Raw genomic sequence first — 24721 nt, forward strand, 5'->3', positions numbered from 1 at the left:
GCACGCAAGCATGAAGTTGACCCTGCCCACCTGGCTGACGTTGTTGCGGATCGTGATGATCCCGGTGCTGGTGCTGGTGTTCTACCTGCCCTACACCTGGACCAACTTCGCTTCGGCGGCGATCTTCGGCCTGGCCGCGATCACCGACTGGCTCGATGGCTGGATCGCACGCCGTTACCAGCTGGAGTCGGCCTTCGGTGCCTTCCTCGACCCGGTCGCGGACAAGCTGATGGTGGCAGTGGCACTGTTCCTGATCGTGCAGGGCCATCCGACGCCGTGGATGGCGTTCTGGGCGGCGGTGATCGTCGGCCGCGAGATCGCGGTATCGGCGCTGCGCGAATGGATGGCCGAGCTGGGCCAGCGTGCGAAGGTGCGCGTGGCGATGATCGGCAAGGTCAAGACCACCGCGCAGATGGTCGCGCTGCTGTGCCTGCTGTACTCGGTGGCCCCGAACGTGCCGGTGGAAGACATCTGGATGGGCTGGCCGGTGTTCCATATCGGCGACTGGACCCTGGCGATTGCCGCGGTGCTGACCCTGTGGTCGGGACTGCAGTACCTGCACGCCGCCTGGCCGAGCCTGCGCGATGACGAGCGCGCTGCGCGCGAGCGTGCGCGGCAGAAGAAGCTGGGCAACTGAGCCCGGGGTCGGATCCCTTTCTGCAGGAAAGGGCTCTGACCCCACGGTTGCTGCCATCCACGCATGGCGTGGATCTATTGGAAATGCCGCATCCACGGAGGGGGCGGATCCATCAGTTTGCGGAGACGCTGTAGTAGATCCACGCCATGCGTGGATAGGCGGTGCAAGGCGCCTCACAGACCCTGAAAAAAGCCCTTGACGCCATCCTTGGAATAGGTAAAATTTCGCCTCCCAAGCGGGAATAGCTCAGTTGGTAGAGCGCAACCTTGCCAAGGTTGAGGTCGCGAGTTCGAGTCTCGTTTCCCGCTCCAGATTCAAGAGAAACGCTCCCGCAAGGGAGCGTTTTTCGTTTGCGTGTTCCACGCTTCATCCTCACTTCACCGCCACTCCTTCGCCTCACCACGCGGCAGTTCGAAGCTGCATCTCCGACTCTCCACGGCGATGCCGCAATGCCTCACACTCTCTCCGCCTACGACCACGACGTCGTCATCGTCGGCGCCAGCTTCGCCGGTGCCGCCTGCGCACTGGCTGCCGCCCAGTACGGTCTGCGCGTCTGCGTGCTTGAACGCAAGGCCGACCCCGGCGAGCGCCTGCACACCACCGGCATCGTGGTGAAGGAAGCGATGGAGCAGACCTGGCTGGGGCGCATGCCCGAGCATCTGGTGCAGCGGGTCGCAAACGTGCGCCTGTATGCGCCGAACCTGCGCAACGTGTTGCTGGCCGCGCCGGGCTATTACTTCCTCACCACCGATACGCCGAACCTGATGCGCTGGCTGGCCAGCGAGCTGCGCGCGAATAGTGTCGACCTGCGCCTGCAACGGTCTTTCACCGATGCCCATCGCAGTGGTGACGGCTGGCAGGTGGATGGGGCAGGGCGATGCGCCTATCTGGTTGGTGCTGATGGCGCACGCTCACGCGTGGCACATCGCACCGGACTTGGCCAGGTGCGTGACAACCTCTACGGCATCGAGCGTGAGTTCGCCGGCCTGCAGGTGTCGCAGGGCGACGCACTGCACTGCTTCGTCAGCAAGCGCTACGCGCCGGGCTACATCGGCTGGGTCGCACAGAATCCGACCGGGCTGCAGGTGGGATTGGCGCTGCGTCATGACCCGCAACAGGTGCGGCCGCCGGATATCGATGGCTTCCTCGACCACGTGCGCGATGTGGTCGGCATTCCGCCTTCGGCGCGTCCCTCGGCCACCCGCGCCGGCTTGGTCCCGTGCGGCCGGCCGGATGGGCCGTTCACCGGCCAACGCGTGATCCTGACCGGCGACGCGGCAGGCATCGTCTCGCCGCTGTCCGCCGGGGGCATCCACTCCTCGTGGCGGCACGGCTGGGCGGTCGGCGAGGCGATTGCCCGCCATCTGCGTGGGCAAGGGCCGGAAGCGGAACGGGTGGCGCGGCGGGTGGCGCCGGCATTCCATGGCAAGCGCCTGCTGCGCTGGGCGATGGACCATCTGCAGGCCGACTGGCCGCTCAATGCACTGCTGCACACGGCGGCCACGCGGCGCATCGCCGAGCAGGTCTACTTCCACCGCCGTGGCCTGCGAACCTGAGGTATCGGTCCTGGGGGCCTGAACGCCTCCCCGAAATGCAGGCGAAAATTCCTGTTGACGCCGTGCAGCAATATCGACACAATAGCGCTCCTTCGACGCAGGTCGAACGAAATCTGCGGGAATAGCTCAGTTGGTAGAGCGCAACCTTGCCAAGGTTGAGGTCGCGAGTTCGAGTCTCGTTTCCCGCTCCAGATTCAAGAAGAACGCTCCCGCAAGGGGGCGTTTTTCGTTTGTCATGACGTTGGCGGCACGGGGCGCTACAGTCGCGCCATGGCGTCGTCATGGCGGGCGTGATATCGGCGGCCTGGCGGGACGATTCCAGCGTTAGTGTCGCAATCGGAATGGCGGGGCGTATCGGTCGTGGGGATGACCGCAGGGGCGGGGCTCGGGGAAGTTGGCAACAAGACGCAATGGCCCGGATGTCGCACCAGCGTTCCGTGCGTCGCATGCAGTGAAAGGCTGGCGAAAGGCCAACGCCATCGTTGCCTGAACCGCATGCGTGTTGTGACCTTTTTCGGACCAATTCTCCATGTTCGCTCCACAATCGCACGGTAGCCTTCATGCTCCTTCTACACGTTGGCGGGCTGGTGGTCAGGCGTATCACTTCAGTGGCAGTGCCCAGGACCGGGCGCGGACTCTCCCTGCAGGCAGTGCTGCGCCCCGGTGCGTTGTTGGCAACCCTGGCCCTGGCCGGCTGCATGTCGGTGCCCGTCCCGGACCTGCCTGATCGCACACCCAGCGCCTGGACCCAGGTACCGCAGGGCCAGGGCGTGGCGGTGGACGCCAGGCAGTGGTGGAAGGTGCTGGCCGACCCGGCGCTGGATGGCCTGGTCGATCAGGCGGTCGCCGGCAATCTCGACCTGCAGCAGGCCACCTTGCGCCTGCAGGCCGTTCGGATCGTCGCTGGCACGTCCGACTCGCGTTTCCTGCCGGAAATCTCCGCCAGCGCCAAGCAGGTGCAGGACGCCGCCGCTGTCGATACCTACTTCCATGCCGGCATTGAAGCGATCTGGGACCTGGGCCTGTTCGGCGCCGCCGAGAGTGCGCAGCTGAGCGCGCAGGCCTCGGCCGGCAATGCCGAGGCGCTGCGCAATGCCGCGCAGGTAGCGGTGATTGCCGACGTGGTGCGCAGCTATCTGGACCTGACGGTGGCGCAGGCCCAGCAGGATCTGCTGGCCCGACAGCAGGCCGTGGATGATCGCGGCGAACAGCTGGCGCTGGTCCGCCAGCGCCTGCGTCTGGACGAGCCGGGCGAACTGGATCGCCTGCGTGCACGCCAGGTCGCCACCCGCGCGGCCACGGCACAGGCCCGGGAAAACGCTGACAACGCGGCCCGCGCGCTGGCAGTGTTGCTGGGCCGAGATGGCCCGGATCCGGCCTGGCGCGCCTATCGCACGCCGCCGACGCTGGGCACGTTCTCGCTGCAGCAGGTCCCCGCCGATCTGCTGCGCCATCGGCCGCAGATCCTGCTGGCCGAGTCGGAAGTGATGCAGGCCGCCGCCAGCAAGGGCTCGGCGCGCGCCGCGATGTACCCGCGGATCAGCCTCGGCGGCTCCATTCTGTACGCCTACAACCTTACCCAGAACGCGCGCTCCAATTCCGACTCCAGTCCGTCGATCGGCCCGTACGTCGATATTCCGCTGTGGGACTGGGGCCAGCGCCGCGCGCGGTTCCATGCCGACGAAAAGCAACTGGACGCCGCCTTGCTCGGCTACCGCAAGGCCGTGCTGGAAGGCGTTAGCGAAGTGGAAGGTGCACTGGGCAGCCTGGCGCGCCAGGACAGCAGCATCCAATCGCTGCGTGCGGCCAATGATGTCGCCAACCAGCAGGTCAAGCGGCAGGCGCGGCAGGTGCAGTTGGGCCTGTCCAGCGAGTTTGATGGGCTGGATACGCAGCGTGCCGCATTGGCCTCGCAGGCCGACCTGATCGGTGCGCAGGGCGCGCGCGTGCTGGCGTTTGCGTCGCTGTACCGCGCCCTTGGTGGCGCACCGCTGCCGGTCGAGGCTGAGGGCGAACCGCAATGATCGCGCTGGCCCGCAAGACCCTGGCCTATGAGTGGCGCCGGTTCCTGCCGGTGGTGCTGGCGATGTGCTTCGCCGGCGTGCTGCTGATCGTGCAGGCGGCGCTGGTGCTGGGCATCTTCGGCACCGCCGCGATCTATGTGAAGGCATCTTCGGCCGATATCTGGGCCGGTTTCCCCGGTACCCAGAGCGTCAACTACGGCCATGCGATCAGCGCCGATGTGGAAAGCCACCTGCGCATGGATCCGGATGTCACCCGCGTCGAACCTTACGAATGGGTCGATGGTGAGTGGCGGTCCGGCGCGCAGGGCACCGGCAACGTGTCGGTGTACCTGTCCGGCATCTCCACCCGCGACGATGCAATGATGTTCGCGCGCATCCTGCCTGCCGACCTGCGTGCACAGCTGCGCGAACCGGGTGCGGTGATCGTCGACAGCGCCGACCTGGATACGCTGGGCGTGGACCTGCAGAACAACCGCGCCTGGATCAATGGCAAGGCCGTGCGCGTGGTTGCCGCGCAGCCGGGCCTGCGTGGCCTTGGTGGTGTCAACGTACTGGCTTCGCTGGATACCGCGCGCGCCATCGCCGGTACCGACCCACATGAGGGCAGTACCTACTTCGTGGCGGGCCTGCGCTCGCCGGACCTGGCCGACCGCGTGCGCGATCGCCTGGCCGCGTCAATGGGCCAGGCTACGCCGGTCGAGTTCTGGACCGCGCCGGAGTTCGCCAGCCGCTCGCAGCAGTACTGGCTGTTCGACACCGGTGCCGGCATCGCGGTGTTGTTCATGGCCGTCATCGTCTGCTTCGTCGGCGCGGTGATCACCAACCAGTCGTTCGCGTCGGTGGTGGCTGGCTCGGTTCGCGAGTACGCCACGCTCAATGCACTCGGTGCAGGCCGCTATGCGCTGGCACGGGTGGTGTTCGAGCAGGCGTTGCTGATCGGTGGCGTGGGCATGTTGCTGGCGGCGGCCTTCAGCACCGTGGTGCTGTTGATCGCGCAGACCCAGCGCGTGCCGGTGCAGCTGACACCGATGGTGATCCTCGGCTGCGTCGCACTGGTTGCGGTGATGGCCATGCTCTCCAGCATCATGGCGGTGCGCAGTGTCGTCCGCTCCGATCCATCGTTGCTGCTGCGTTGAGGACCGGCCGATGACTTCCACACGCGCCGTCGCCCCGACCCTGCGGGCCGATGCACTTGAAAAGGGCTTCATGTCCGGCGACGTGCAGGTGCCGGTGCTGCGCGGCCTGTCGCTGGACATCTATCCTGGCGAGCTGACCCTGGTATCGGGCCCGTCGGGTTGCGGCAAGAGCACGCTGTTGTCGCTGCTGTCCGGCCTGTCCGCGCCCGATGGTGGCCGCGTGCACGCACTTGGCCAGGATGTGGGGCACATGACCCGAAGCGAGGTGGAGCGCTTCCGCCTGCACCATGTCGGTTTCGTGTTCCAGGGCTTCAATCTGTTCCCGGCACTGACTGCGCTGGAGCAGGTGCAGCTGCCGCTGGGCTACCGCGGCATGCGCAATCGCGAAAGCGAACCGCTGGCGCGCAAGGCGCTGGAAGAAGTGGGCCTCAGCCACCGCAGTCACATGCGCCCGGCGCAGCTGTCCGGCGGCGAGAAGCAGCGTGTGGCCGTTGCCCGCGCCTTCGCCAAGTCGCCGACGCTGATCTTCGCAGACGAACCCACCAGCGCGCTGGACGCCGAGAACGGCCAGCGCGTGATCGACATCCTGCATCGCTACGCACGTGCGCATGGCGCCACCGTGCTGTGCGTGAGCCACGATCCGCGCCTGATCCGGCATGCCGATCGGGTGATCGCCATGGAAGACGGCATGGTCCGTGATGACCGCCGCCAGAACGAAACTGTAGAGTCCGCCCCATGACCAAGACGTCGCACCTGCTTCCCCTCAGCCTGGCCCTGTCCGCGGCACTGCTGCTCGGCGCCTGTTCCAGGGACGCGCCTGCGCCTGCACAGTCGCCTTCGGGCAAGGCCGGTGCAACCGCCGTCGGCAAGGTCGCGGTGGCGCGCGGCATCATCGACGTCGAGGGTGGCCTGATCGCGCTGGCACCGCCGGTGGATGGCTCGATCACCGCCGCACCGGTGAAGGAAGGCGCCACGGTGAAGAAGGGGCAGCTGCTGCTGTCGCTGGATGGTGCCTTGCTGCAGCAGGAGGTGGCGATGGCCAGCGCCGATCTCGCCCTGGCCAATGACCGCCTGAAGGGCAGTCAGGCGCAGCTGCGCGAACTGGAGCGCAACGCTACTCGCCTTTCCACGGGGGCCAGCGAAGGCGTGTCGTCCAACCAGCAGGCCGATGCGGCCAAGCAGCAGCTGGCGGGTGTGCGCGCCGATGTTGACGTGGCCGGTGCGCAGGTCGACCTGGCCCAGCACAAGCTGGAACACGCCAGGCTGAAACTGCAGCAGATGTCGCTGAGCGCGCCGGAAGCCGGCACCGTGGTCGGCCAGGTGCCTGGCCTCGGAGCTTTCGTGCAGGCGGGCAAGCCGGCGATCTCCCTGCTGCCCGCGCGCCCGCTGCAGGTACGTGCCGAACTCAGCGCCGCCTATGCCGATGCCGTGCAGGTGGGCATGAAGGCTACCGTGGTGCCGGACAGCGATGGTGCCGAGAACACCGGCACGCTGCCGTCCGCACGCGTGGTGCGCATCAGCCCTGTGTTCGCGCAGGCACGCCTGCCTGAAGATGCAGGGCGTGGCGTGGCCAAGGTAGTGGAGTGTGTACTGGAGTTCGATGGCGAGGCCAAGGCGCGCTTCGGCCAGCATGTGCGGGTGGAGTTCCGGAAGTAGGTCCGGTCAGCCGTTGAGCCAGCGGCGTAGGCGCGGGCAGACGGAGGCCGGGACCACGACCAGCAGCGCCAGAAGAAGGATGCCGCTGGTTGCAAGCAACCAGAACAGGTGCACATCGCGCACGGGAGACTGATGCATGGCGGTCACGCCCCAGAGTGTTGTCCAGCCCAGCCAGGGGAAGGCGCAGACAAGCATTCGCAGCCACAGACGGTGAAATCGCCATGGCTGCACGATCAGGCCCAGGGCAACAATCTCCACCAGAATGATCAGCGTTAAGGTGACGACTGAACTTGTGGGGTAAGGCAGTGTTCCAGACTCGGTGTGACGCAGTTGCCAGTAGTCTGGCTTGAAGCCGGCATGGATGAGTGCGAACGCCAGTAGCAGCCATACAACGGATGCGGATAGCCAGAAGACCTGGATTGCCGTCGGTTTCTGAAAGAGGTTTGGCATCTACTCGGGCAGGTATCCCTGCTGCTTCCAGAAGTTCATCGCGAACGCATGGTCTTTCGCGAGGTAGGGTGTTCTTCCTTTCAGTAAGCCCGAATTTGTGCCGCGCATTTCCCTTGCGCCACGCTTGAACAGGTGTAGTGCGTCGGCCAGCGCCTCCCCTCCGACGGGATCTATCTGAACCGGCGAGTCTTCAGTGCGCAGGTCTGCCTTGTAACGAATGTGAACGCGCTCCCCTCCATCCATGCATGTCTCAATGCAGTAGTAGTAGCTTTCGATGACGCTGCTACCGTCGACCTGTTGAAGTTCCCGTGAAAGGCGGAGCATGGGCTCCTCGCGGCCAGGCCCGCGTTTCTCTTGGCGAAATGCAGCATGACAGTGACCCACCCAGAATCCGCAACGTTCACCATCGCCGTAGTCGTCGTATGGCTGGCAGATCGGAAGCGCCAGGAGATCGCGTATCTCGGCCGCTGAAATTGTCTCCGTGGTCCTTTGGCGGTTCGATGCGCCTTCCTTAAGAAATCGCCACCCGTCGAGGATAAGTGCGATGAAGGGGGGCTGGATGTCGTGTGACTCCACCTCGTCCCATTCGGGCTGAACTTGTCCAGCATCGCTGCAGACGTATTTCAATAGGCTCCAACCAGATCCAGCACCTCCCATGTGAGAGGCTGTGGTGCTGGCGGTCGCTTCAGTGCGCCGCATTACGAGGCGTGCAGCGATGTTCTTCGATGGATCTTCCATCTGCACGGTGTATGCGCGGGCGTCGGCGTCGGTGTTGTCCGCACTTGCTAGAAGTGAGATGCCGCTGCGGTGGAATTCATAGGTCCGGGTATCCATGGGAAGCATGTCTTCTCCACAGACGCGTAGCAGACTTTCTGGGCTGACAGTTGCATCGCCAAACAGGTTCACTGTGCATAGCGTCGGGTCCGGCGCTGACAGACCCTCCGCACGGATGACGCTCTTCCCGGCAGTGAGCCTTTGCAGCATGGCTCCTGCATCCAGTGACCAGAAGCTGTCCGGACCCTCGGATTCGCGTGAGAGGCAATCGGGCTCGATGATCTGCTCAATTCCGTCGTCAATGATGGCTTCGTCGTCCATCCTGCGAATGCAGTGAACCGAGCCATCGAATTGCATGGAGTAGTCGGTCTGAATGAGAAGCGCTGCCTGGGTGTTCCCGACCACGTGCAGTTCCCCGTGGTTGTAGTCGCCCCAGAACAGCTCGCGTATCAGCAGGTTGCCGCCTACGCGGATTTCCTGTCCGCCGGCGATGGCATTGGTTGTCGTCAGGTCGCCCGAGACAAGCAATCCGCATGCGCCGTCGGTTTCAAGGCTGTGAACATGGCGCGCTATCTCTGCATTGCCGCGAACCAGGATGAAACGGATGTACGCACCAAGATCTTCTTCCCGCCACGGGGCCAGCGGGTCGTCCAGGTCCAGCGTGTCGAGCTTGAGGTCGCCATCAACCAAGAGAACTAACTCATCGGGATCACCCCAGACGTAGTGCTCTGGTGCGTATGTTGAGTCCTGCGGTACCTCACCCTTGATGTCGGCGTATCGGACGACCTGAAAGGGGCAGGCTGCGGAAAGTCGCGTGGCAAGTTCCAGGGGAGTAATCGGCCGGTCTCCAGCCATCGCTGGTAACGCTGCCTCAAGCGGATCCGCGTCGTCGGGGAGCTGTGATGCCTGCTGGCTCGACTGCTGCATGAATTATCCCGGTTTGGCAGAGGCATATGCAGAGCAGCGACAGTGAAAGTATTGCCGGCTCTGTGGGCCTCGGGTCAGGTACTGTCCTTCGCCGGTCCGCTGCGGGTCCATGCAACTATTCTGAAATGCGTAGGCCATCTCTGCGCGTCTTCTCCCTGCGGAAGCCATGCGGTGAGCTTATGAAAGCCCGCCACGCGCTCACCGCCGACACCAAGCACAGCGCCAGCAGTAGTCCCACGTCCAGCATCAACAACCACAGCAGATGCATGCCGTGTACCGGCGGCTGGTGCATGGCTGACAGCATCCACGGCACCGACCATGCCAGCAGCAGGGCGAAGGCGATCAGCAGGCGCAGCCACAGTCGTTTCAGTCGCCACGGCCGCACGATCAAGGCGGCTACCACCAGTTCGACGGTGCCCAGCAACGCGAACACGATGACAGTGCTGGTCGGGTAGGGCGACTCGGCGCCTTCCAGGTGATGCAGCAGCCAGTAGTCTGGGGTGAAGCCGGCATTGACCAGTGCGGCGATCAGCGCCAGCCAGGTCAACGCAACCAGCAACCAGAACAGGCGGACGTAGCGTCTAGGCATCGGCGGTGTCCGTGGTGGCAGGCAGGCGCTTGCGTGATGCATACCACGCGGTTGTGACGATCGCGGCCAGTGCCAGCAGGCCGGGCCCGAGGGTGAAGTACAGCAGGCGCAGCGGATGGTTGTGCATCAGTGTCCAACTCGCGAACGCCAGGGGAATCGCCAGCACCAGCAGCTTGGCAAACAGTGGCCGCAGCACCGCGATCAGCGGCTGGGCGCCAATGAACATCCAGAACAGATAGAACTGGGCGATGCCCAGGCCGATGTCACGATGTGAAGCAAAGCCGAAATGGTCGCGATACCAGTTCATTCCCATCGGCATCAGCGCCCAGTACAGCAGGGCCACCAGCAGATGCAGCAGCAGGGCGATCAACAGAGGCGTGCCGCGAAGGAGCATGGGCGAACGGGGCCGGGCGGGGCAGCGTACCCCACTGCGGACGCCCGTGACTGCATGATGTGAAGACTGTTGACGGCGTGAAGGAATTTGGACACAATAGCGCTCCTTCGACGCAGGTCGAACGGAATCTGCGGGAATAGCTCAGTTGGTAGAGCGCAACCTTGCCAAGGTTGAGGTCGCGAGTTCGAGTCTCGTTTCCCGCTCCAGATTCTACAGGGCCCCGGCAGGGGCCTTGTTTTTCTCCCGCCACGGCAAGGCGGGGCACGTTGGGCCACAAGGCTTTGCGCGCAGTCAGAAATGTGAAATCGCTGGTGTGTTTTCCGGATTTCCGGTAGCATGTCGGCTTACGCGGGAATAGCTCAGTTGGTAGAGCGCAACCTTGCCAAGGTTGAGGTCGCGAGTTCGAGTCTCGTTTCCCGCTCCATGTTCCGACAGGCCCCATCATGGGGTTTTGTCTTGTCAGGGCCCAGTTCCTGGCGCGCAGTACGTTGGCCTCATGGCAGAGTGGCTATGCACCGGATTGCAAATCCGTTTACAGCGGTTCGATTCCGCTTGAGGCCTCCAATTGAAAAGCCCTGACTCCGGTCAGGGCTTTTTTTTGCGTGGCGTTCGATGCCTTTGTGCAGAATCTCCTGATTCGGCCATGAAATCATCTGTTTGCCACCCGTTGTCAGCAGGTCCTATGAAGCCGAGGAACGAGTATGTACGTCGTCTGGACGTGCTGCTTGACCGCGGCGTGGTGCCGGAGGAGCTAGCCAACACCGAGGCGGCAGCGGAGAATCTGCGACGCGAACACGCCTCTCGATGCCATCAGCGGCTTGGCCGGGGCAAGTGTCGCGGTGGTGTGCAGTCCGACCCGGCGCAGCCGGTGTTGCGGGTTCGGGCCAGCTATCCAGTCAGCCCGTAGCTTTGGCGGGAATCACCTCCTGATCACGTTGTGCAGGAGGACATCGTCCTTGCCGAGAGCCTCCAGATGCGTAGCGAACCGCTGCACGATGCGGTGGTGGTCACTGGTGAGCTGCCGGGAAAGGGCGTCACCTGCAAAGTACGCAAGGACGGTGAGGCAGGTCAGCTTTTCGCACAGCAGGTCAGCAGCCCACTGATCATGCTGCTGCCGTCGGCGCCGAGCGCGGGCGGAACATCCTTGGTGAACGAAGTGAGCAAGCGGCCGTCGACCTCACTATGCCGCTGTTCCCCAAGCCGATTAAGCCAGGTGAGGTCGGCCCAGTCATGCCATTGGACCTGGTGGAAGTGGTTGGCGCTGCGGGGAGATGGCATGGGCAGTGCGAGTCGCTGCGCGTTGATGTTGTGATCGAGCACACCGTAACCCTCGAAAGGCACTACAACGATGCGAACTGACCTTTGGGATCAATTCGGCGAACTGGTCAGCAGCAATCCTCGATTGCTGGCGACCGTCACCGCGCACAACAGTGATGGCACCAGCAAGCTGACGACGTATGACGGGGTACAGGTGCGGGCTTTCGGCCAGCGGCGGCAAACCATTCCTTACAACGTCTGGGTTCGAGGTGGTCGCCTGATTGAAGCGGCTCCCAACCTTCCAGTGATGGAGGTCACCATCTAAATACTCCTCACAGGAGAAGCGTATGTGCTATTACGCCCGGATCATCGCTGCCTACTGGAATCTGGTCAGGATGACCGGCGCGCGTGGCATTTGTGAGAAAAGCCCTGCTCGTTGAGTGAGCTGGGCTTTGCATCGGTAAATCAAATTTGCTGGACTGGGCCGACATCTATCCTGCCACTGCAGTTGCCGACACATCCACCGCCAAAGTTGGTGCCACCGACGCCAACTCCGCCACCCCCATTCTCGGTGCCGCCTCCGCCAGTCTCCACGCCGCCGCCTTCGTAGATTGGCTCGGGCATAACACCCTCGCGAGGGGTCCGGCCTTCGCCCACCCAATTGGATTCAAAATTCTCGTGATAGACGGTGCAGTGGGTGGGATTGCATATCTGGTACGTTGTTCCAGTCGCCCACGCAAAGAATGGCACATAGTCGATTGGTGCCCGCGAGTCTTTAATGACCTCTAGGGTTCTTGCGTCGGGTACCGGTGATTCGACGTGACAATCGGTGCAGAAGTAGGGGCCGCGTTCGAAAGCGAACGTGCTTGCTGCGAGTGCGATCGCAGCGACGACTATCAGAAGTAGAATGGCCTTGCGGCGGGGGATGCGGAAGAACTTCTTATCTGCAGCATGAGTCATAGAGTTGATTTCCCTTTCGAAGTGCCAAGTTCAGCTGTTCTGCACTTAGCGATTTGTCCAAGGTACTAACTTGTCGAGCTGGCACTATCGACGGATCTGCGAGACGAACTGCTTCAAAGTAAGCTCTGCTTGTAACTCGGTCCTCGTCGACAAGTACACCAGCGTGATAGGCATTACCAAGCTGTAGGAGTGCGTCCGCACTGCCTTGGTTTGCCATTTCTTGCAGATAGCCAACAGCTGTCTGCTTGTATTCCTTCGTGCGGTCTGGATTGCGAAGCAGCTCCGCTGGTCCTCCAAGGGCGGATTGTGAGTCCGCGGCATAAAGGAGTCGTGCTCCAATGTTCCCCTGCTCTGCTGCAAGCGAGAGCCATCTACTGGAACTCAGTTCATCTTCAGCGGATAGTTCAATGCACGCGGTCGCGACATTCTCGGAAGCGTGAAGTGCGACGCCTCGAGACGCGCGTCGATTGATGTCCTTACACTCATTGAGCTTCTGGAATATTCCGTAGGACGCTGTCGCATCACCAGCTAATGCCAACGGCGAAAGTCTTGAAATGACTTCGTGCACTGTCCCTGGTGGGATTGGTCCATAGTCTTCCACTGCGTACGCGCGTCCGGACAGTTGCCGCACACGAACTAATCTGTTGGCCGCAGACCCTGGTGTGGATCTTGAAGAGACCGGCCGCGAGGCGGAGATCGCGGGCCCTCGAGTGGCGTGCTCCAGAGCGCTGGATGGCTCTGACGATGAGGCGGCTTTGTTTGGCTGCGTACTCGGTGCGGTTGTTCCGTACCAAACTGCCGCTCCTGCCAGCATGGCTAGTACAGCGAGGCTCAGGGCTTTGATCCGTCGACTCATAGCGCTCCTTTGTTGCTGATGAACGTAGTGCGTGTACAGGGGGGGGCATAGATGGTGCTCGATCTGGGGTGTCTCCGAGTGCCAAGTGCTTTACAGACCTCTATTTGTAAACGGCGACGGGCGGAACCACCCCCGGCCAAGGTGCAACTGAAGTTCATTTTTTGTTCACAATAGTGGCTGGTGGGAGCTTTGCGGCATCGGCGACTGGCTCAGTTACAGGCCGGGGACTTGGGCGCGCCTTGTCGAATCGTTGACGCGGTGGCCGGTCGTGTCCTTCTGGCCATGCGTCCTTCCCTTCCTACGGTTACCAGGGCTTCTGCACTGCGCCCATTCCCTCTGGTTGGGTCCAGACCGGTGAGCGCTGGGCGCTCTGGTAGAACGGTCAGGAGACGGCCGGCGTCACTCCCCTTGGGGTGCGCCTGTGGATGGAAGGCCAGAAGATGGGGCAGGTGAAGGGGGCGCGCGGCCAACGTCCGGCAGGCGAAGCGCTACGCGGAACGCTGGTGCGCGGCCCGGCTGTATCCCGAGCTGCCTCTGCGTGAGGCCGTCGCCCGGCTGACCGACAGCACGCCGATCCAGTTGCCCCCGCCACTGCCCGGTCTGCCGCCGACCCGCGAACAGCAGCAACAGGCCCGACGCCTGGCCGAGGCCAGAGCGAAGGCGGTTGAGCGGATCAAGGCAGCACTCGATCGGTTGGGGCGGTTGGGCCGGTGTCGCCTCCGCTCAGGCTATTGATGAGTAAGGATTTGATTGGGATTACAAATCCGTTTACAGCGGTTCGATTCCGCTTGAGGCCTCCAATTGAAAAGCCCTGACTCCGGGCAGGGCTTTTCGTTTTTCTGCGGTCTGGAATGTGCTGTACGAGCGCTATGATCGGGTCTGGGCCTTAGCGGACTTCATGCGGATGACTCCCAGACACATCGTGGAAACCTGGATCGAGCGCTTCAACGCAGGCGATGCTGCTGGCCTGGCGGAGCTGTATCACCCCGACGCGATCAATCACCAGGTCACCCAGGACCCGATCAAGGGCCGCGATGCGATCCGTGCCACCTTCGAGCGTGAATTCAGCACTGCTGAAATGGTCTGCATTCCCGAAGTCATCCATGAGGCCGGCAATGTCGCTGCGCTGGAATGACGCGACCCTCTTGGCCTGCGTGGATGCGGCTTCTTCACGGTTGACGGAGGATTGATCACGTTCCAGCGCGGCTACTGGGACAAACTCTCGTTCCTGAAGATGCACGGTCTTCCGATCGAGTGAGCCGCAAGGCCGGGCGGCATCCGTGCCGCCTTGGTCGTGGCCTGATCGGCTACAGCCTGGCCAGCGCCTGCACCGTGGCCTGCGTCAGCGGCTGGGGCAGAGCATCCCCGGCAAACCAGCCCAGCCCGGTCTGCACGCCCGGCTCCTGGATGGAAGCCTCGGCACCCGCAAGTGCCCGTGCCTCGTAGATAGGCGCGACCCAGTGCTGAGCAAGCGCCGGCTCGAAATGATCGGCCACGCACAGCAGGCGCAGCAGCTGCACTTCCAAGGCGGTCTCCTCGCGGACTTCGCGGACCACGGCAGCCTCCACCGTTTCCATCCAGTCGACTTTGCCGCCAGGCAGGCCCCAATACCCGCGCTCCGGATCGCGTCCGCGCTGGATCAGCAGGATGCGGCCGCCGGCATCACGGACGACGGCGCCGCATCCAAGGCGGGGAATCTGCAGTTCAGTCATGGCGGTGAATGAAGAAGGGACGGTTTTCATTCTTGCATGCACGCCGCATCAGGCGAACCCGCGCTAAGCTGGACACCTGTGCATCAACAACCTCGCGGGTGTGTCGCATGGTCATCCGGCAACTTGGTGCTGACGACGCCGACATTCTCTGGCAGGCGCGGTTGCAGGCGCTTCGCGAGTCGCCCGCTGCGTTCCTGTCCACGCTGGCCGAGGCGCAGAATGAGACAGCAGACGTGATGCGCGCCCAGCTTGCTGATCCCGGGACGCGTTATTTCGGCGCTTTCATCGACGGCAAGCTTGCGGGCTTCCTGCGCTACGTACGCCCGATGCGGACGGCGCGACGGCATACGGCGGAAGTGCACAGTGTCCATGTGGGCACCGGCCACCGTGGCCAGGGTATCGCCCGCCACCTTCTTCTTGCTGCGTTTGCATCTGCGCGCGCCGAGGGCATTGAATCGCTCACCCTCACGGTGCTGGAGGACAATGCTGCTGCGCGCGGGCTGTATGAATCGCTGGGTTTCAGCGTACTCGGCAGGGAGCCGCGCGCAGTCAAGCGCGAGGGCATCTACACGGATATCGTCTCGTACTGGATCACATTGCACTGACAGTGAAACGTTACTGCGGGCCCGGTCATGTTTCCGTGGCACGATGGGCCTGGACACACATTCATTCGACGAAGATAGGGCAATGCGCGTTCAGGTATGCCGCTGGCAAAGCGTAGCGCCGCAACACCGTCAGCAGGCGGTGGATCTGCTCCGCCAGGCTTTCCCGGACATGCAGGGCGAGGGCTACGCCATCCCGGGGCAGGTCGCTCTGGTCCTGGCAATGGGAGGTGATCACGTTGTCGCACATCTCGCGCTGTATGAACGCAACGTACTGCTGGACGGCGAGCCGGAACGCATGGGCTTGATTGGCGGCGTGGTGGTGCGTGCCGACGTTCGCCGGCAGGGCGTTGCCTCGCGGTTGATCGAAGCGGCCCATGCAGAGTTGCGCCGGCACGGTATCGATTTCGCCGTGCTGTTCGCCCTGGATCATCGGCACTATGCTTCTGCGGGCTATGTACCGATGCAGAACGAGACCTGCTTCATTGAAGACGGCCACGTACGCAGGTTCGTCTATCGCGGCGGCATGGTGGCCGCGCTGGGAGCGCGCCGCTGGACCACGGCCTTGCTCGATCTGCAGGGCGAAACGGTCTGAACGGCGCCAGCGTGCGGTCGCCACCAAACCACCGTATCGTGGCGGTTGTCCAATGAACCAGGGAGCGGTGCAGGATGAAGGGGAAGGTAGTGATGGCGATGCTGCTGCTGGGGTGTTTCCCGCTGGCATCGGCCCAGGTCTACAAGTGCAAGGGCGCTTCCGGTGAAACGGTATACAGCCAGAATCCCTGTGCTGCCGGCGCTGAACCCATGAAGCTGCGTTCCAGCCGTTCCTCCACGGAAACGGCGGGGGAGGCATCGAACCGCGCGGCGGTGTACCAGAACACCGAACTGGCCGACGCCGGTATCGCCGAGCGCAACTGCGTGCAGGGCGAGCGCTCGCGCATCTACGGTCCGCTGGAGTCGCGCAGCCAGCAGATCGGTCGGCAGATCGCCGAGTTGAACCGGCAGATGGCCGCGTCGAGCAACAACCTGGCCGGCGCAACCCGTGACTCGGGCATCCGTGCGCAGATTGCCAGCCTGCAGCAATCGTTGAGTGCCGAGCGGATGGCGGCGGATACACAGATGGCGAGTGCGCGCGAACAGTGCGCCTCGACCCGGCGTGAACGCGAGCGCTCGGTGCGCGACAAGTTCAGCAACGTACCCGCGGGTACGCCATGAGTCGTTCCCGCTAGGCGGGAAGGCGCATGGGTGTCTCCGCACGGAAGTTGCGCCCAACCGGCGCGCTCACGCCCAGGTAGTGCCGGAACAGGTAGATCAGCGGTTTCCAGCGCGTCACATCGATGTGCTGGGTGCCGTCCACGGTGATGTCTTCGTGCGCATGCACGCAGCGGATGCGGCCTTCGACGATCACGAAGCCCTGGCCATCATCCTCGCCGGGTGGATGCATCGCCATGACGGTGGCCTCCACCTGCAGCGGGCACTCGGCAATGGCCATCGGAGCAACATGCGTCGACACGACGGCAGTGAATCCGCCCAGTGCGAACTTGTCGCGCACGTGCACGTAGCCCATCGCCTGCTTGGCGGTCGGCACCGGGTTACAGCCGGTTGCCCGCGCGATCGCCTCGACCTGTGCGGCCTGCGCGGATGAGGGGAAGTTCAGCACGCACTCGCTGCGCAGCTGCAGGTTGCGATAGCCCTGGCCCTGCGTACCGAGACCCAGCACTACCCGGTTGCCCAGCGCCCAGAACGAAGAAAGCGGGCTGATGTTGCTGCTGCCGTCGTCATTCAACGTGGTCATCAGCAGCACGGGCGTGCCTGGGTACAGGACCGAAGGGGTGATGCGGCGGCGATGGATCGAAGCGGTCCTCACGGCAGGTCTCGCGGTTGCGGGCGAGCACTGTGCCGCGCAGTCGGCTGCTGACGCTTCGGCCTGCATCGAACTGTTGGCAGATGACGGCATGCCACAATGGGGCATGGTCCACACCTCCGGTTCCCTTGTCAGTGTCGGTGCCCTGGTCGGGGACCAGGCGCGTGCCGCCATGCTGCTGCAGTTGATGGATGGACGGGCCTACACCGCGATGGAGCTGGCGCGCGTGGCCGGGGTAACGCCGCAGACGGCGAGCACGCACCTGCGCAGGCTGGTCGAGGGCGACCTGCTGGTGGCGGTGGCGCAGGGGCGTCATCGCTACCACCGGCTGGCATCGAGCGAGGTGGCAGAGATGCTCGAAGGCATCCTGCGCGTGGCCGACCGTACCCCTTCGTGTACCGCTGCGGCCACGCGCAGCATGCCTGCACTGCGCGAGGCGCGTTCCTGCTATCGGCACCTGGCCGGCGTGCACGCGGTCGCCATCACCGATCGCCTGCTGCAGGCGGGGCATGTACTGCCATGCGAAGGGCATTGGCAGATCAGCGCTGGAGGCGCCGCATTCCTTGCCGGACTGGGCCTGCCGTTGCGCGAGCTCCTGCAGCAGCCGGTGGCGGCCAACCCGGCGCGCTACTGCCGTGGCTGCCTGGACTGCACCGAACGGCGGCCACACCTGGCAGGGCTGGTCGGTGAGGCGATGCTGGATAGTTTCGTGAACAACGATTGGCTGCGGCGCGTCGAGGGCCGGCGCGAACTACGGCTGACGCCACCCGGGCGCGAGGCGTTGTGGCGGCTCTTCAACCTGGCGACCTGAGCGGCGCGGCCAGTCTCAGTCACCCGCGACATGGCAAGGCGTTATGGTCGAGTTCCACGTCTCAGGGAGCTGCAATGGCGAGCAAGGACATCACGGGTCGCTTCGGGCACGGAGCGAATCGGAAATGAGCAAAATCATGGCAGATGTGCGTTGGCTGACCTTTCGGTTGAAGAACGGGCAATCCATCGGGCCGGAGCGGCTGAAGGACGGATGGGTGATAGCCTCGGAAACCGCCCGCTGCGAGGTCCGCCGCGAACATATCGAGGGATCGGGCCTGGTGTATGCCCTGTATGCGCCGGCCAACCTGGCCTCACCGCGGCGCGCGGAAATGCGCATGCGCGAATTCCTGATGAGCTCGGGCTACACCTTCACGATGGGCACGCTGGGCGGCTGATCCCCGCCTGCCGCGGCCACGGGCGCACGGCCAAGACCTGGCCGAGCGCGCCGATCTGACCGCGCGCATCGAACGGCACTGTGCTGGTCGGCCGACACCCGGGTGGCCAAACGGCACCGACATGTCGAAGCCCAGCCACTCGCCTTCGGGCATGCCGAACAGGTGCGCGGTCAGATCGAGGGGAGGCGGCACATGCTGCGCGGGTCCCTGCACCGTAAGCGTTACCAGCGTGGCGGACGCGTTTCGCTACGCGATGGACTCAGCGTTGCACTGTCTTCAAGGCATCGACAACCTGTGCTTCAGAGAAGCCACAATGTCCTTCGCCCACCGATGGCAGTACCCGTGGCGCTGGCCGCGCACCTGCGTGTGCGGCCAACTGCGGATACACCGTCTGCATGTGCGGCACGATGGTCGGGTCGTTGTGGTTGAACTGGATCACCAGCGGGCGCTGCAGTGCGCCGGTCAGCGCCAGCGTCGCGCGCACCCTGGCCTGCGCGGCAGGTACAGCATCGATGCGCCGCACCCCGGCGTTGAATGCGGCGTCATCGCCGAAGCCGCTGTAGACCATGCCCCTGTTGCCGACCGGCATGCCACCGCTGCGTGTGGCCAGCTCGTGCAGGACCAGGGCGTGCAGGCTGATCGTGCCGGCCACTTCATCGGGGGAAACCTGCAGCCGCTGCGCCAGCAACGCGGCATGCGCCGGGTCGCGTTGCAGCGCGGTGACGATGCCCTGGTAAAGCTCGCTCTGGGGCAGCATGGCTGCTTCGCGCGACGCCAACCCGGTGACCGGCAGCCCCTCAGCTTTGGGGAAGAAATAATCGAACGCGACCAGTGTGGTCAGCAGGTCGGCCGCGATCTGTTCGCCACTGAGATTGGCGCCGCACAGCGACACACCACCGGCATAGTGCTGCGGGAAACGCTCGAGGCTGCCAATGGTTACGGCACCACCCATCGAGAAGCCCAGCATCCAGGTGTGTCGCACGCGCTTGAGTTCACCCAGGGCATGCTGTCGCAGGTGTTCCATGTCGGTGATCGCCTCGGCCACCGCCCAGCCTTGGCTGGAATACGCGCTCTGCGCGACGGCGTAGCCCGCGCCCAGCAGTGCTGCGGTGCTGTCACCGGCGGCCATCGGCGTGGTGCGTGGCACGCCCACGGGCTCATAGCCATGGGCCAGCATCACCAGGTCGCCGTTCCAGTCTGCCGGTACATCCAGCCGCCAGGGGGCGCCCTGCAGCTCGCCGCTGAGCGTGCGTGGTGCCGTGGTTGGTGCTGCCAGCGATGCCGTCGAAGCATGCAGCAGGCCAAGGGCGAGGGCACATCGAAGCAAGGGGCGCATCGTGGTCATTCCATGCGGGAATGGCGCAGAGCATAGATGCCAGCGGAATGTTGCGCGCGCTGCACTGCCGCAGGGGATTGCGGGCCGAACAGGCGGCGCTCTACGCTGGCGACATGGTCCCGCACGTCACCGCGTTGATTATCCGCATTCCCCACGGGAAGGCGGGGTAGCGCGCGGTCGTCACGGCCCTGCAACCCGCCCGGGAAGGCGGATTGCATGCAGCGCTCTCCCGGGAACTGGAATCCACCGAGGAGATCGCAGATGCAACACCCTTCATCCGCCGATGGCGGCGCAACCCTGCACCTGCTGTGCGGCAAGATCGGCGCAGGAAAATCGACGTTGTCGCAACAGCTGGCGGCCAAGCCTCGCCACGTATTGATCAGCGAAGATGCCTGGTTGGCCACGCTGCACCCGGGCGAAATCCACTCCGTCGCCGATTATCTGCAGCGCGCAGCCACGCTGCGCAGCGTGCTGACCGATCATCTGCGTACGCTGCTGCGGGCCGGCGTCTCGGTGGTGCTCGATTTCCCCTTCAACACGCCCGCCACCCGCGGGTGGGCACGTGAGGTGTTCTCGCCAGTGGGCGCCGCGCATCAACTGCACTTCCTCGATATCGCCGACGAGGTCTGCAAGGCGCGGCTGCGTGCACGCAATGCATGCGGCGAGCATCCCTTCCAGGCCAGCGATGAGGAATTCAAGCAGATCACCCGCCACTTCGTTGCACCGGCCGCAGAAGAGGGTTTCATGGTGATGCGCTACACCGAGGCAGGCCCGGCATAGCGCGGTCGGCTCAGTCGCCGAATGCCGGCTTGCCTTCGGTGGCGGTGCGCACGAGCGTCCTGCGGAAGGTCTCGACCAGGGGGCGCAGGTTGATGCGGTGCCAGGCCGCCCACAGCGGTGTGCGGTAGCTGAACCACGGCAGCTCGCGCAGCACCACGCCGTCCGGCGCCTGGTGATCCAGGCTCTGCTGGACGGTGGTCAGGCCCAGGCCGGCGGCCACCAGGCCAAGCGCGGCCAGTGGCTCGGTCGCTTCCATGGCGATGGTCGGGGTGAACCCGGCTTTCGCACACGCGGCGATGAAGGTGTCGTGGCGCAGTGCGTTTTCCCTGTGCATCACGCCGATCCACTGCTGGCTGGCCAGATCCGCGGGCGTGATGAGTTCTGCGCTGGCCAGTGCGTGCGCTGCCGGCACGGCCAGCAGCATTGGGTCGTTCAGCACCTGCGTGGCCTCCAGGTCCGGATCGTCGAACGCCGGTGGTTCGCAGACCAGGGCGATGTCCAGGCTGCGTTGTCGCAGGCCTTCCAGCTGCACGTCCGACTGCTGGTTGTAGAGCGCGATATGCACCGCCGGGCGATCGCCGCGCAGTTCGCGCAGGGCGGTGGGCAATACGCCGGAGTGCATCGCGTACTCCAGATAGCCGATGCACAGGCCGCCTTCGTCGCCGCGGCCGAGCCGGCGTGCCAGCGATTCCAGCCGGTTGGCATGGGTCAGCAGGGCCCGCGCCTCGGCCAGGAAGGTACGGCCATCGGCGGTCAGCCGGATGCGCTGCTGCGAGCGTTCGAACAGCTGCAGTTCCAGCCGTTCCTCCAGCTGGGCGATCTGCCGGCTGAGCGGGGATTGGGAGATGTGAAGGCGCTCGGCAGCGCGGCCGACGTGTTCATCTTCGGCGACGGCCACGAAGTAGCGCAGTTGGCGGAGGTCGAGCATAAGACCTTGTAGGACTCAAGATAATTAAATTATGTCTTGGACAGTCTTATCGGGCAAGCCTAGCCTGTGCCTCAACTTCAACAACCTCCCCAAGGGGGAATCCATGAGCATCAACACGCTGCTGGCTGGCAAGACCCTCGGCTTCGGTACCGCGCCGCTGGGCAACATGTTCCGTGACATCCCGGAAGCCGAGGCCCAGGCCACGGTGGACGCGGCCTGGGAACAGGGCACCCGCTACTTCGATACCGCCCCGTTCTATGGCGCAGGCCTGGCCGAGATCCGCCTTGGCGACGCGCTGGCCAAGCGCAACCGCGATGACTTCGTGCTCAGCACCAAGGTCGGCCGCCTGATCCTGGACGAAGTGGAAGACACCAGCGCCCGCGACCTTGGCGAGAAGGGCGGCCTGTTCGTCGCCGGCCGCCCCAACAAGCTGGTCAACGACTACTCGGCCGATGCCACCCTGCGTTCGATCGACGACAGCCTCAAGCGCCTGAAGACCGATCGCCTGGATATCGTCTGGGTGCACGACATCGCACAGGACTTCTATGGCGATGAGTGGCTGTCGTACTTCGAGACCGCACGCCGCGGTGCCTTCAAGGTGCTGACCCGCCTGCGCGAGGAGGGCGTGATCAAGGCCTGGGGCCTGGGCGTCAACCGTGTCGAGCCGATCGAGCTGACCCTGGACCTGGACGAAGCCCGTCCGGATGGCTTCCTGCTGGCAGGCCGCTACTCGCTGCTCGACCACGAGCGTGCGCTGCAGCGGGTGATGCCCAAGGCGGCCGAGCGCAACACCGGCGTCGTGGTCGGCGGTCCGTACAGCTCCGGCGTGCTGGCCGGTGGCAGCCACTTCGAGTACCAGAAGGCGTCGCCGGAGATCCTGGCCAAGGTCGAGCGCATCAAGGCCATCGCGGCCGAGTACGGCATCAGCATCAAGGCGGCCGCGTTGCAGTTCTCGCTGGCCAACCCGGCAGTGGCTGCGGTGATTCCGGGCGCCAGCCGTCCCGAGCGCATCGCCGAAGACTACGCCGCACTGAAGGAAATCATCCCGGCCGGGTTCTGGCAGGCGCTGCGCGCCCAGGGCCTGGTCGCGGCCAACGCCCCGCTGCCGATCGACAACATCTGAGTCCCGAAGGAGACATTCCCATGGCAACTGCTTCTGTATCCATCACCGTGCCGACCCCGGCCGACCAGGTCTGGAACCTCATCGGCGGCTTCGATTCATTGCCCGACTGGCTTCCGTACATTCCCCAGAGCACGCTCAGCGAAGGCGGTCGCGTGCGCCATCTGGCCAATCCCGATGGCGATGCCATCGTCGAGCGCCTGGAAGCCTTCGACCAGGCCGATCGCAGCTACACCTACTCGATCCTGCAGGCCCCGTTCCCGGTCAGCGGCTATCGATCCACCCTGCGTGTGGTCGAGCAGGGCGACGGTTCGCGGATCGACTGGTCCGGTGAGTTCACTCCGGTGGGCGTCAGCAACGAAGAAGCGTCCGCGCTGTTCGAGGGCATCTATCGCGATGGCCTGAAGGCCCTGGAAACCACGCTGGCCGGGTGAATGCCCGTGTGGCGTTGACCGCATGCAGGCGCCCCGGCCGGCCCGGGGCGTCTGCGTGTCAGGGTGCGGGCGTCGGTCCACCGCAAGCGACGCGATGCATGGGAAAGTCCATTGCCTGCTTCGGATTGTCCTGCGCGATCTCGATGCGCGCATGTGCGCGCTGGTCGTCGAGGCGCCGGTAGTGGATACGTTGTGGGAAGTCGTTGGCAGGATTCTCGAAGACCGCCTCGTTGGCATCGACCCGGGTGGCGATGAAGTCCGTGGCGTTCTGGCCAGAGGGCAGGGCAGTCAGCACCAGGCGCCCATCATCGTGCTGGCGCAGTTGCATGAACTCGAAGCCGACGGTTCGCCCGTCGCGCAGGCTGCGGCTGCTGCCGAACAGGGTGTTTCCAGCCAGGCTGGTCCATTGCTCGCCGGCACCGGGTGGCTGCCCATCAAGCTGCCAGCAACCGGCCAGCCAGGCCAGGTGTTCGATCTTCGAGGGTGAGGCGGATAGCGCGTGCGGGGCCGCGAGCAGCAGCGGCAACAGGGCCAGGGCGATGCGGAGTGACATCGGTGCCTCCATGCGCGGGAATGTGCGGCCTGTATAGCGCCCGCCAGATCATGCGGCCAGTGCCGTCCTTTCCAGTGCCGATTCCGATACGATCTGTCACATTGAGCTTGTCTCGCTTGACCCGGAGTCCCGTCATGGTCGACCGTCTCGCCATTCTGCTTGAACGCTTCGCGGTCACCGCCTCGGTGTTCCATGCCGGTGCGCTGTGCGGCATCAACACGCTGGAGGGTGAGGATGAAGCCGGGCAGCTGCACCTGGTGCGACGTGGCCCGCTGCAGGTCAGTCATGCCCAGCAGACCGTACAGGTGGATGTGCCCAGCCTGCTGCTGTATCCGCGGCCGATGCCGCACCGCTTCAGTACCGACCCACAGCAGGGCGCCGACATGGCCTGCGCGAACCTGCATTTCGAAGGCGGCCGGCTCAATCCGATCAGCGCCGCGTTGCCGGATTTCATCTGCCTGCCGCTGGCTGGGCTGTATGGCGGCAACGCAGCGCTGGAGTTGTTGTTCGAAGAAGCGTTCGAGCAGCGTTGCGGGCGCGCGGCGATGGTCAACCGCCTGTTCGAGGTGGTGATGATCCAGGTGCTGCGCCAGCTGATGGAAGGTGGCGAAATGCGCGGCGGTCTGTTCGCTGGGCTTGGCCACCCGCGATTGCGGCTGGCGCTGGTGGCGATGCACGAAGCCCCGGCGCAGGGGTGGACGCTGGAGGATCTGGCCGAGGTGGCCGGCATGTCACGCAGCGTGTTCGCCGCCAGCTTCCGCGAAGCGATGGGGACCACCCCGGGCCAGTACCTGCAAGGCTGGCGGGTCGGGTTGGCACAGCAGGCGCTGCGCCAGGGCCGGCCGCTGAAGCGGATTGCCGACGAGGTGGGCTATGGCAGCGAGGCGGCACTCTCGCGCGCGTTCAAGGCGCACACGGGGCAGTCACCACGCGAATGGCGCGGACAGGCGCGTGCTGGCGCGGCCTGAGCC

At 64.5% G+C, this 24721-nt stretch carries 28 protein-coding genes, 5 tRNA genes and 1 pseudogene; 23 read left to right on the forward strand and 11 right to left on the reverse strand.

The window, feature by feature from the left end:
* Positions 1–10: 10 nt before the first annotated feature.
* The 8 genes from pgsA (at position 11) to AC5P5X_RS16180 (ending at position 7009) form a co-directional block, all read left to right on the forward strand.
* On the forward strand, positions 11–637 hold the full coding sequence (gene pgsA, locus AC5P5X_RS16145; protein WP_012510614.1) for a CDP-diacylglycerol--glycerol-3-phosphate 3-phosphatidyltransferase: 627 nt from the start codon (positions 11–13) through the stop codon (positions 635–637).
* Positions 638–872: 235 nt separating this feature from the next.
* Positions 873–948, forward strand: a tRNA-Gly gene (locus tag AC5P5X_RS16150).
* A 138-nt stretch (positions 949–1086) separates the two neighbouring features.
* A complete protein-coding gene (locus AC5P5X_RS16155) occupies positions 1087–2193 on the forward strand; it encodes an NAD(P)/FAD-dependent oxidoreductase (protein ID WP_111189155.1) in 1107 nt (368 codons plus the stop codon).
* A 115-nt stretch (positions 2194–2308) separates the two neighbouring features.
* Positions 2309–2384, forward strand: a tRNA-Gly gene (locus AC5P5X_RS16160).
* A 369-nt stretch (positions 2385–2753) separates the two neighbouring features.
* Entirely contained in the window at positions 2754–4217 is a 1464-nt protein-coding gene (locus AC5P5X_RS16165) for a TolC family protein (RefSeq protein WP_111189154.1), read from the forward strand.
* Complete coding sequence (locus AC5P5X_RS16170; RefSeq protein WP_049459963.1) at positions 4214–5353, forward strand: ABC transporter permease; 1140 nt, start codon at positions 4214–4216, stop codon at positions 5351–5353. Before AC5P5X_RS16165 ends, AC5P5X_RS16170 begins: the two co-directional genes overlap by 4 nt.
* A gap of 10 nt (positions 5354–5363) precedes the next feature.
* Positions 5364–6092: an ABC transporter ATP-binding protein gene (locus tag AC5P5X_RS16175; RefSeq protein WP_012479691.1), complete on the forward strand. Its 729-nt coding sequence runs from the start codon at positions 5364–5366 to the stop codon at positions 6090–6092.
* Positions 6089–7009 (forward strand): HlyD family secretion protein, encoded by a 921-nt coding sequence (locus AC5P5X_RS16180; protein WP_111118174.1) that lies wholly within the window; start codon positions 6089–6091, stop codon positions 7007–7009. Before AC5P5X_RS16175 ends, AC5P5X_RS16180 begins: the two co-directional genes overlap by 4 nt.
* Positions 7010–7015: 6 nt before the next feature.
* On the opposite strand, the gene AC5P5X_RS16185 is transcribed toward AC5P5X_RS16180, so the two are convergent.
* The 4 genes from AC5P5X_RS16185 to AC5P5X_RS16200 form a co-directional block, all read right to left on the reverse strand.
* Entirely contained in the window at positions 7016–7459 is a 444-nt protein-coding gene (locus AC5P5X_RS16185) for a hypothetical protein (RefSeq protein ID WP_043034359.1), read from the reverse strand.
* Positions 7460–9160, reverse strand: coding sequence for a hypothetical protein (locus tag AC5P5X_RS16190; RefSeq protein ID WP_043034358.1), 1701 nt, complete (start codon positions 9158–9160; stop codon positions 7460–7462).
* Positions 9161–9275: 115 nt separating this feature from the next.
* Complete coding sequence (locus tag AC5P5X_RS16195; protein WP_100443202.1) at positions 9276–9749, reverse strand: hypothetical protein; 474 nt, start codon at positions 9747–9749, stop codon at positions 9276–9278.
* Positions 9742–10143 (reverse strand): hypothetical protein, encoded by a 402-nt coding sequence (locus AC5P5X_RS16200; RefSeq protein ID WP_043034356.1) that lies wholly within the window; start codon positions 10141–10143, stop codon positions 9742–9744. The genes AC5P5X_RS16195 and AC5P5X_RS16200 overlap by 8 nt, the downstream gene beginning before the upstream one ends.
* 130 nt (positions 10144–10273) lie before the next feature.
* On the opposite strand from AC5P5X_RS16200, the gene AC5P5X_RS16205 reads away from it, so the two are divergent.
* The 3 genes from AC5P5X_RS16205 to AC5P5X_RS16215 all read left to right on the forward strand — a co-directional run bounded on the left by AC5P5X_RS16205 (position 10274) and on the right by AC5P5X_RS16215 (position 10707).
* A tRNA-Gly gene (locus tag AC5P5X_RS16205) sits at positions 10274–10349 on the forward strand.
* Between the two features lie 142 nt (positions 10350–10491).
* Positions 10492–10567 (forward strand) — tRNA-Gly (locus tag AC5P5X_RS16210).
* A gap of 66 nt (positions 10568–10633) precedes the next feature.
* Positions 10634–10707, forward strand: a tRNA-Cys gene (locus tag AC5P5X_RS16215).
* A gap of 504 nt (positions 10708–11211) precedes the next feature.
* Here AC5P5X_RS16215 and AC5P5X_RS16220 read toward each other — a convergent pair.
* Positions 11212–11463, reverse strand: coding sequence for a hypothetical protein (locus tag AC5P5X_RS16220; protein WP_157806719.1), 252 nt, complete (start codon positions 11461–11463; stop codon positions 11212–11214).
* A gap of 28 nt (positions 11464–11491) precedes the next feature.
* Between AC5P5X_RS16220 and AC5P5X_RS16225 the strand changes: the two genes are divergently transcribed.
* Positions 11492–11725, forward strand: a complete 234-nt coding sequence (locus AC5P5X_RS16225; RefSeq protein ID WP_100443203.1) for a hypothetical protein — start codon at positions 11492–11494, stop codon at positions 11723–11725.
* A gap of 140 nt (positions 11726–11865) precedes the next feature.
* On the opposite strand, the gene AC5P5X_RS16230 is transcribed toward AC5P5X_RS16225, so the two are convergent.
* Positions 11866–12360 carry a hypothetical protein gene (locus AC5P5X_RS16230; protein WP_143566029.1) on the reverse strand — a complete coding sequence of 165 codons (495 nt, stop codon included), beginning with the start codon at positions 12358–12360 and terminating at the stop codon, positions 11866–11868.
* A gap of 1185 nt (positions 12361–13545) precedes the next feature.
* Here AC5P5X_RS16230 and AC5P5X_RS16235 point away from each other — a divergent pair.
* A pseudogene (locus AC5P5X_RS16235) lies at positions 13546–13906 on the forward strand (hypothetical protein); the annotation flags it as partial.
* A 214-nt stretch (positions 13907–14120) separates the two neighbouring features.
* Entirely contained in the window at positions 14121–14351 is a 231-nt protein-coding gene (locus AC5P5X_RS16240; protein WP_227415191.1) for a YybH family protein, read from the forward strand.
* Positions 14352–14523: 172 nt separating this feature from the next.
* Here the strand turns inward: AC5P5X_RS16240 and AC5P5X_RS16245 are convergent, their stop codons facing one another.
* Positions 14524–14928 (reverse strand): NUDIX hydrolase, encoded by a 405-nt coding sequence (locus AC5P5X_RS16245; RefSeq protein WP_111189153.1) that lies wholly within the window; start codon positions 14926–14928, stop codon positions 14524–14526.
* 107 nt (positions 14929–15035) lie between these two features.
* On the opposite strand from AC5P5X_RS16245, the gene AC5P5X_RS16250 reads away from it, so the two are divergent.
* The 3 genes from AC5P5X_RS16250 (at position 15036) to AC5P5X_RS16260 (ending at position 16745) form a co-directional block, all read left to right on the forward strand.
* Positions 15036–15533 (forward strand): GNAT family N-acetyltransferase, encoded by a 498-nt coding sequence (locus AC5P5X_RS16250; protein WP_111189152.1) that lies wholly within the window; start codon positions 15036–15038, stop codon positions 15531–15533.
* An 82-nt stretch (positions 15534–15615) separates the two neighbouring features.
* Positions 15616–16125: a GNAT family N-acetyltransferase gene (locus AC5P5X_RS16255; protein WP_258391086.1), complete on the forward strand. Its 510-nt coding sequence runs from the start codon at positions 15616–15618 to the stop codon at positions 16123–16125.
* A gap of 74 nt (positions 16126–16199) precedes the next feature.
* Positions 16200–16745 carry a DUF4124 domain-containing protein gene (locus AC5P5X_RS16260; protein ID WP_100438061.1) on the forward strand — a complete coding sequence of 182 codons (546 nt, stop codon included), beginning with the start codon at positions 16200–16202 and terminating at the stop codon, positions 16743–16745.
* Between the two features lie 10 nt (positions 16746–16755).
* On the opposite strand, the gene AC5P5X_RS16265 is transcribed toward AC5P5X_RS16260, so the two are convergent.
* Positions 16756–17325, reverse strand: coding sequence for a flavin reductase family protein (locus AC5P5X_RS16265; protein WP_236672490.1), 570 nt, complete (start codon positions 17323–17325; stop codon positions 16756–16758).
* Positions 17326–17500: 175 nt separating this feature from the next.
* Between AC5P5X_RS16265 and AC5P5X_RS16270 the strand changes: the two genes are divergently transcribed.
* On the forward strand, positions 17501–18205 hold the full coding sequence (locus AC5P5X_RS16270; protein ID WP_059033950.1) for an ArsR/SmtB family transcription factor: 705 nt from the start codon (positions 17501–17503) through the stop codon (positions 18203–18205).
* A gap of 124 nt (positions 18206–18329) precedes the next feature.
* Positions 18330–18599 carry a hypothetical protein gene (locus tag AC5P5X_RS16275; protein WP_005408911.1) on the forward strand — a complete coding sequence of 90 codons (270 nt, stop codon included), beginning with the start codon at positions 18330–18332 and terminating at the stop codon, positions 18597–18599.
* 259 nt (positions 18600–18858) lie between these two features.
* On the opposite strand, the gene AC5P5X_RS16280 is transcribed toward AC5P5X_RS16275, so the two are convergent.
* A complete protein-coding gene (locus AC5P5X_RS16280; protein ID WP_099497499.1) occupies positions 18859–19935 on the reverse strand; it encodes an alpha/beta hydrolase family protein in 1077 nt (358 codons plus the stop codon).
* Positions 19936–20196: 261 nt separating this feature from the next.
* Between AC5P5X_RS16280 and AC5P5X_RS16285 the strand changes: the two genes are divergently transcribed.
* Positions 20197–20715 (forward strand): P-loop nucleotide/nucleoside kinase family protein, encoded by a 519-nt coding sequence (locus AC5P5X_RS16285; protein WP_049459687.1) that lies wholly within the window; start codon positions 20197–20199, stop codon positions 20713–20715.
* 10 nt (positions 20716–20725) lie between these two features.
* On the opposite strand, the gene AC5P5X_RS16290 is transcribed toward AC5P5X_RS16285, so the two are convergent.
* Positions 20726–21643: a LysR family transcriptional regulator gene (locus AC5P5X_RS16290; RefSeq protein WP_049459686.1), complete on the reverse strand. Its 918-nt coding sequence runs from the start codon at positions 21641–21643 to the stop codon at positions 20726–20728.
* 103 nt (positions 21644–21746) lie between these two features.
* Between AC5P5X_RS16290 and AC5P5X_RS16295 the strand changes: the two genes are divergently transcribed.
* Positions 21747–22766, forward strand: a complete 1020-nt coding sequence (locus tag AC5P5X_RS16295; protein ID WP_005412841.1) for an aldo/keto reductase — start codon at positions 21747–21749, stop codon at positions 22764–22766.
* A gap of 20 nt (positions 22767–22786) precedes the next feature.
* Positions 22787–23197, forward strand: coding sequence for an SRPBCC family protein (locus AC5P5X_RS16300; RefSeq protein WP_005408917.1), 411 nt, complete (start codon positions 22787–22789; stop codon positions 23195–23197).
* A 58-nt stretch (positions 23198–23255) separates the two neighbouring features.
* Here the strand turns inward: AC5P5X_RS16300 and AC5P5X_RS16305 are convergent, their stop codons facing one another.
* Positions 23256–23750 (reverse strand): DUF6265 family protein, encoded by a 495-nt coding sequence (locus AC5P5X_RS16305; protein ID WP_049459696.1) that lies wholly within the window; start codon positions 23748–23750, stop codon positions 23256–23258.
* Positions 23751–23884: 134 nt separating this feature from the next.
* On the opposite strand from AC5P5X_RS16305, the gene AC5P5X_RS16310 reads away from it, so the two are divergent.
* Positions 23885–24718 (forward strand): AraC family transcriptional regulator, encoded by an 834-nt coding sequence (locus AC5P5X_RS16310; protein ID WP_005408919.1) that lies wholly within the window; start codon positions 23885–23887, stop codon positions 24716–24718.
* The last annotated feature ends 3 nt before the right edge of the window (positions 24719–24721 follow it).

The organism is Stenotrophomonas sp. YJH_SMC_91, assembly GCF_059368495.1.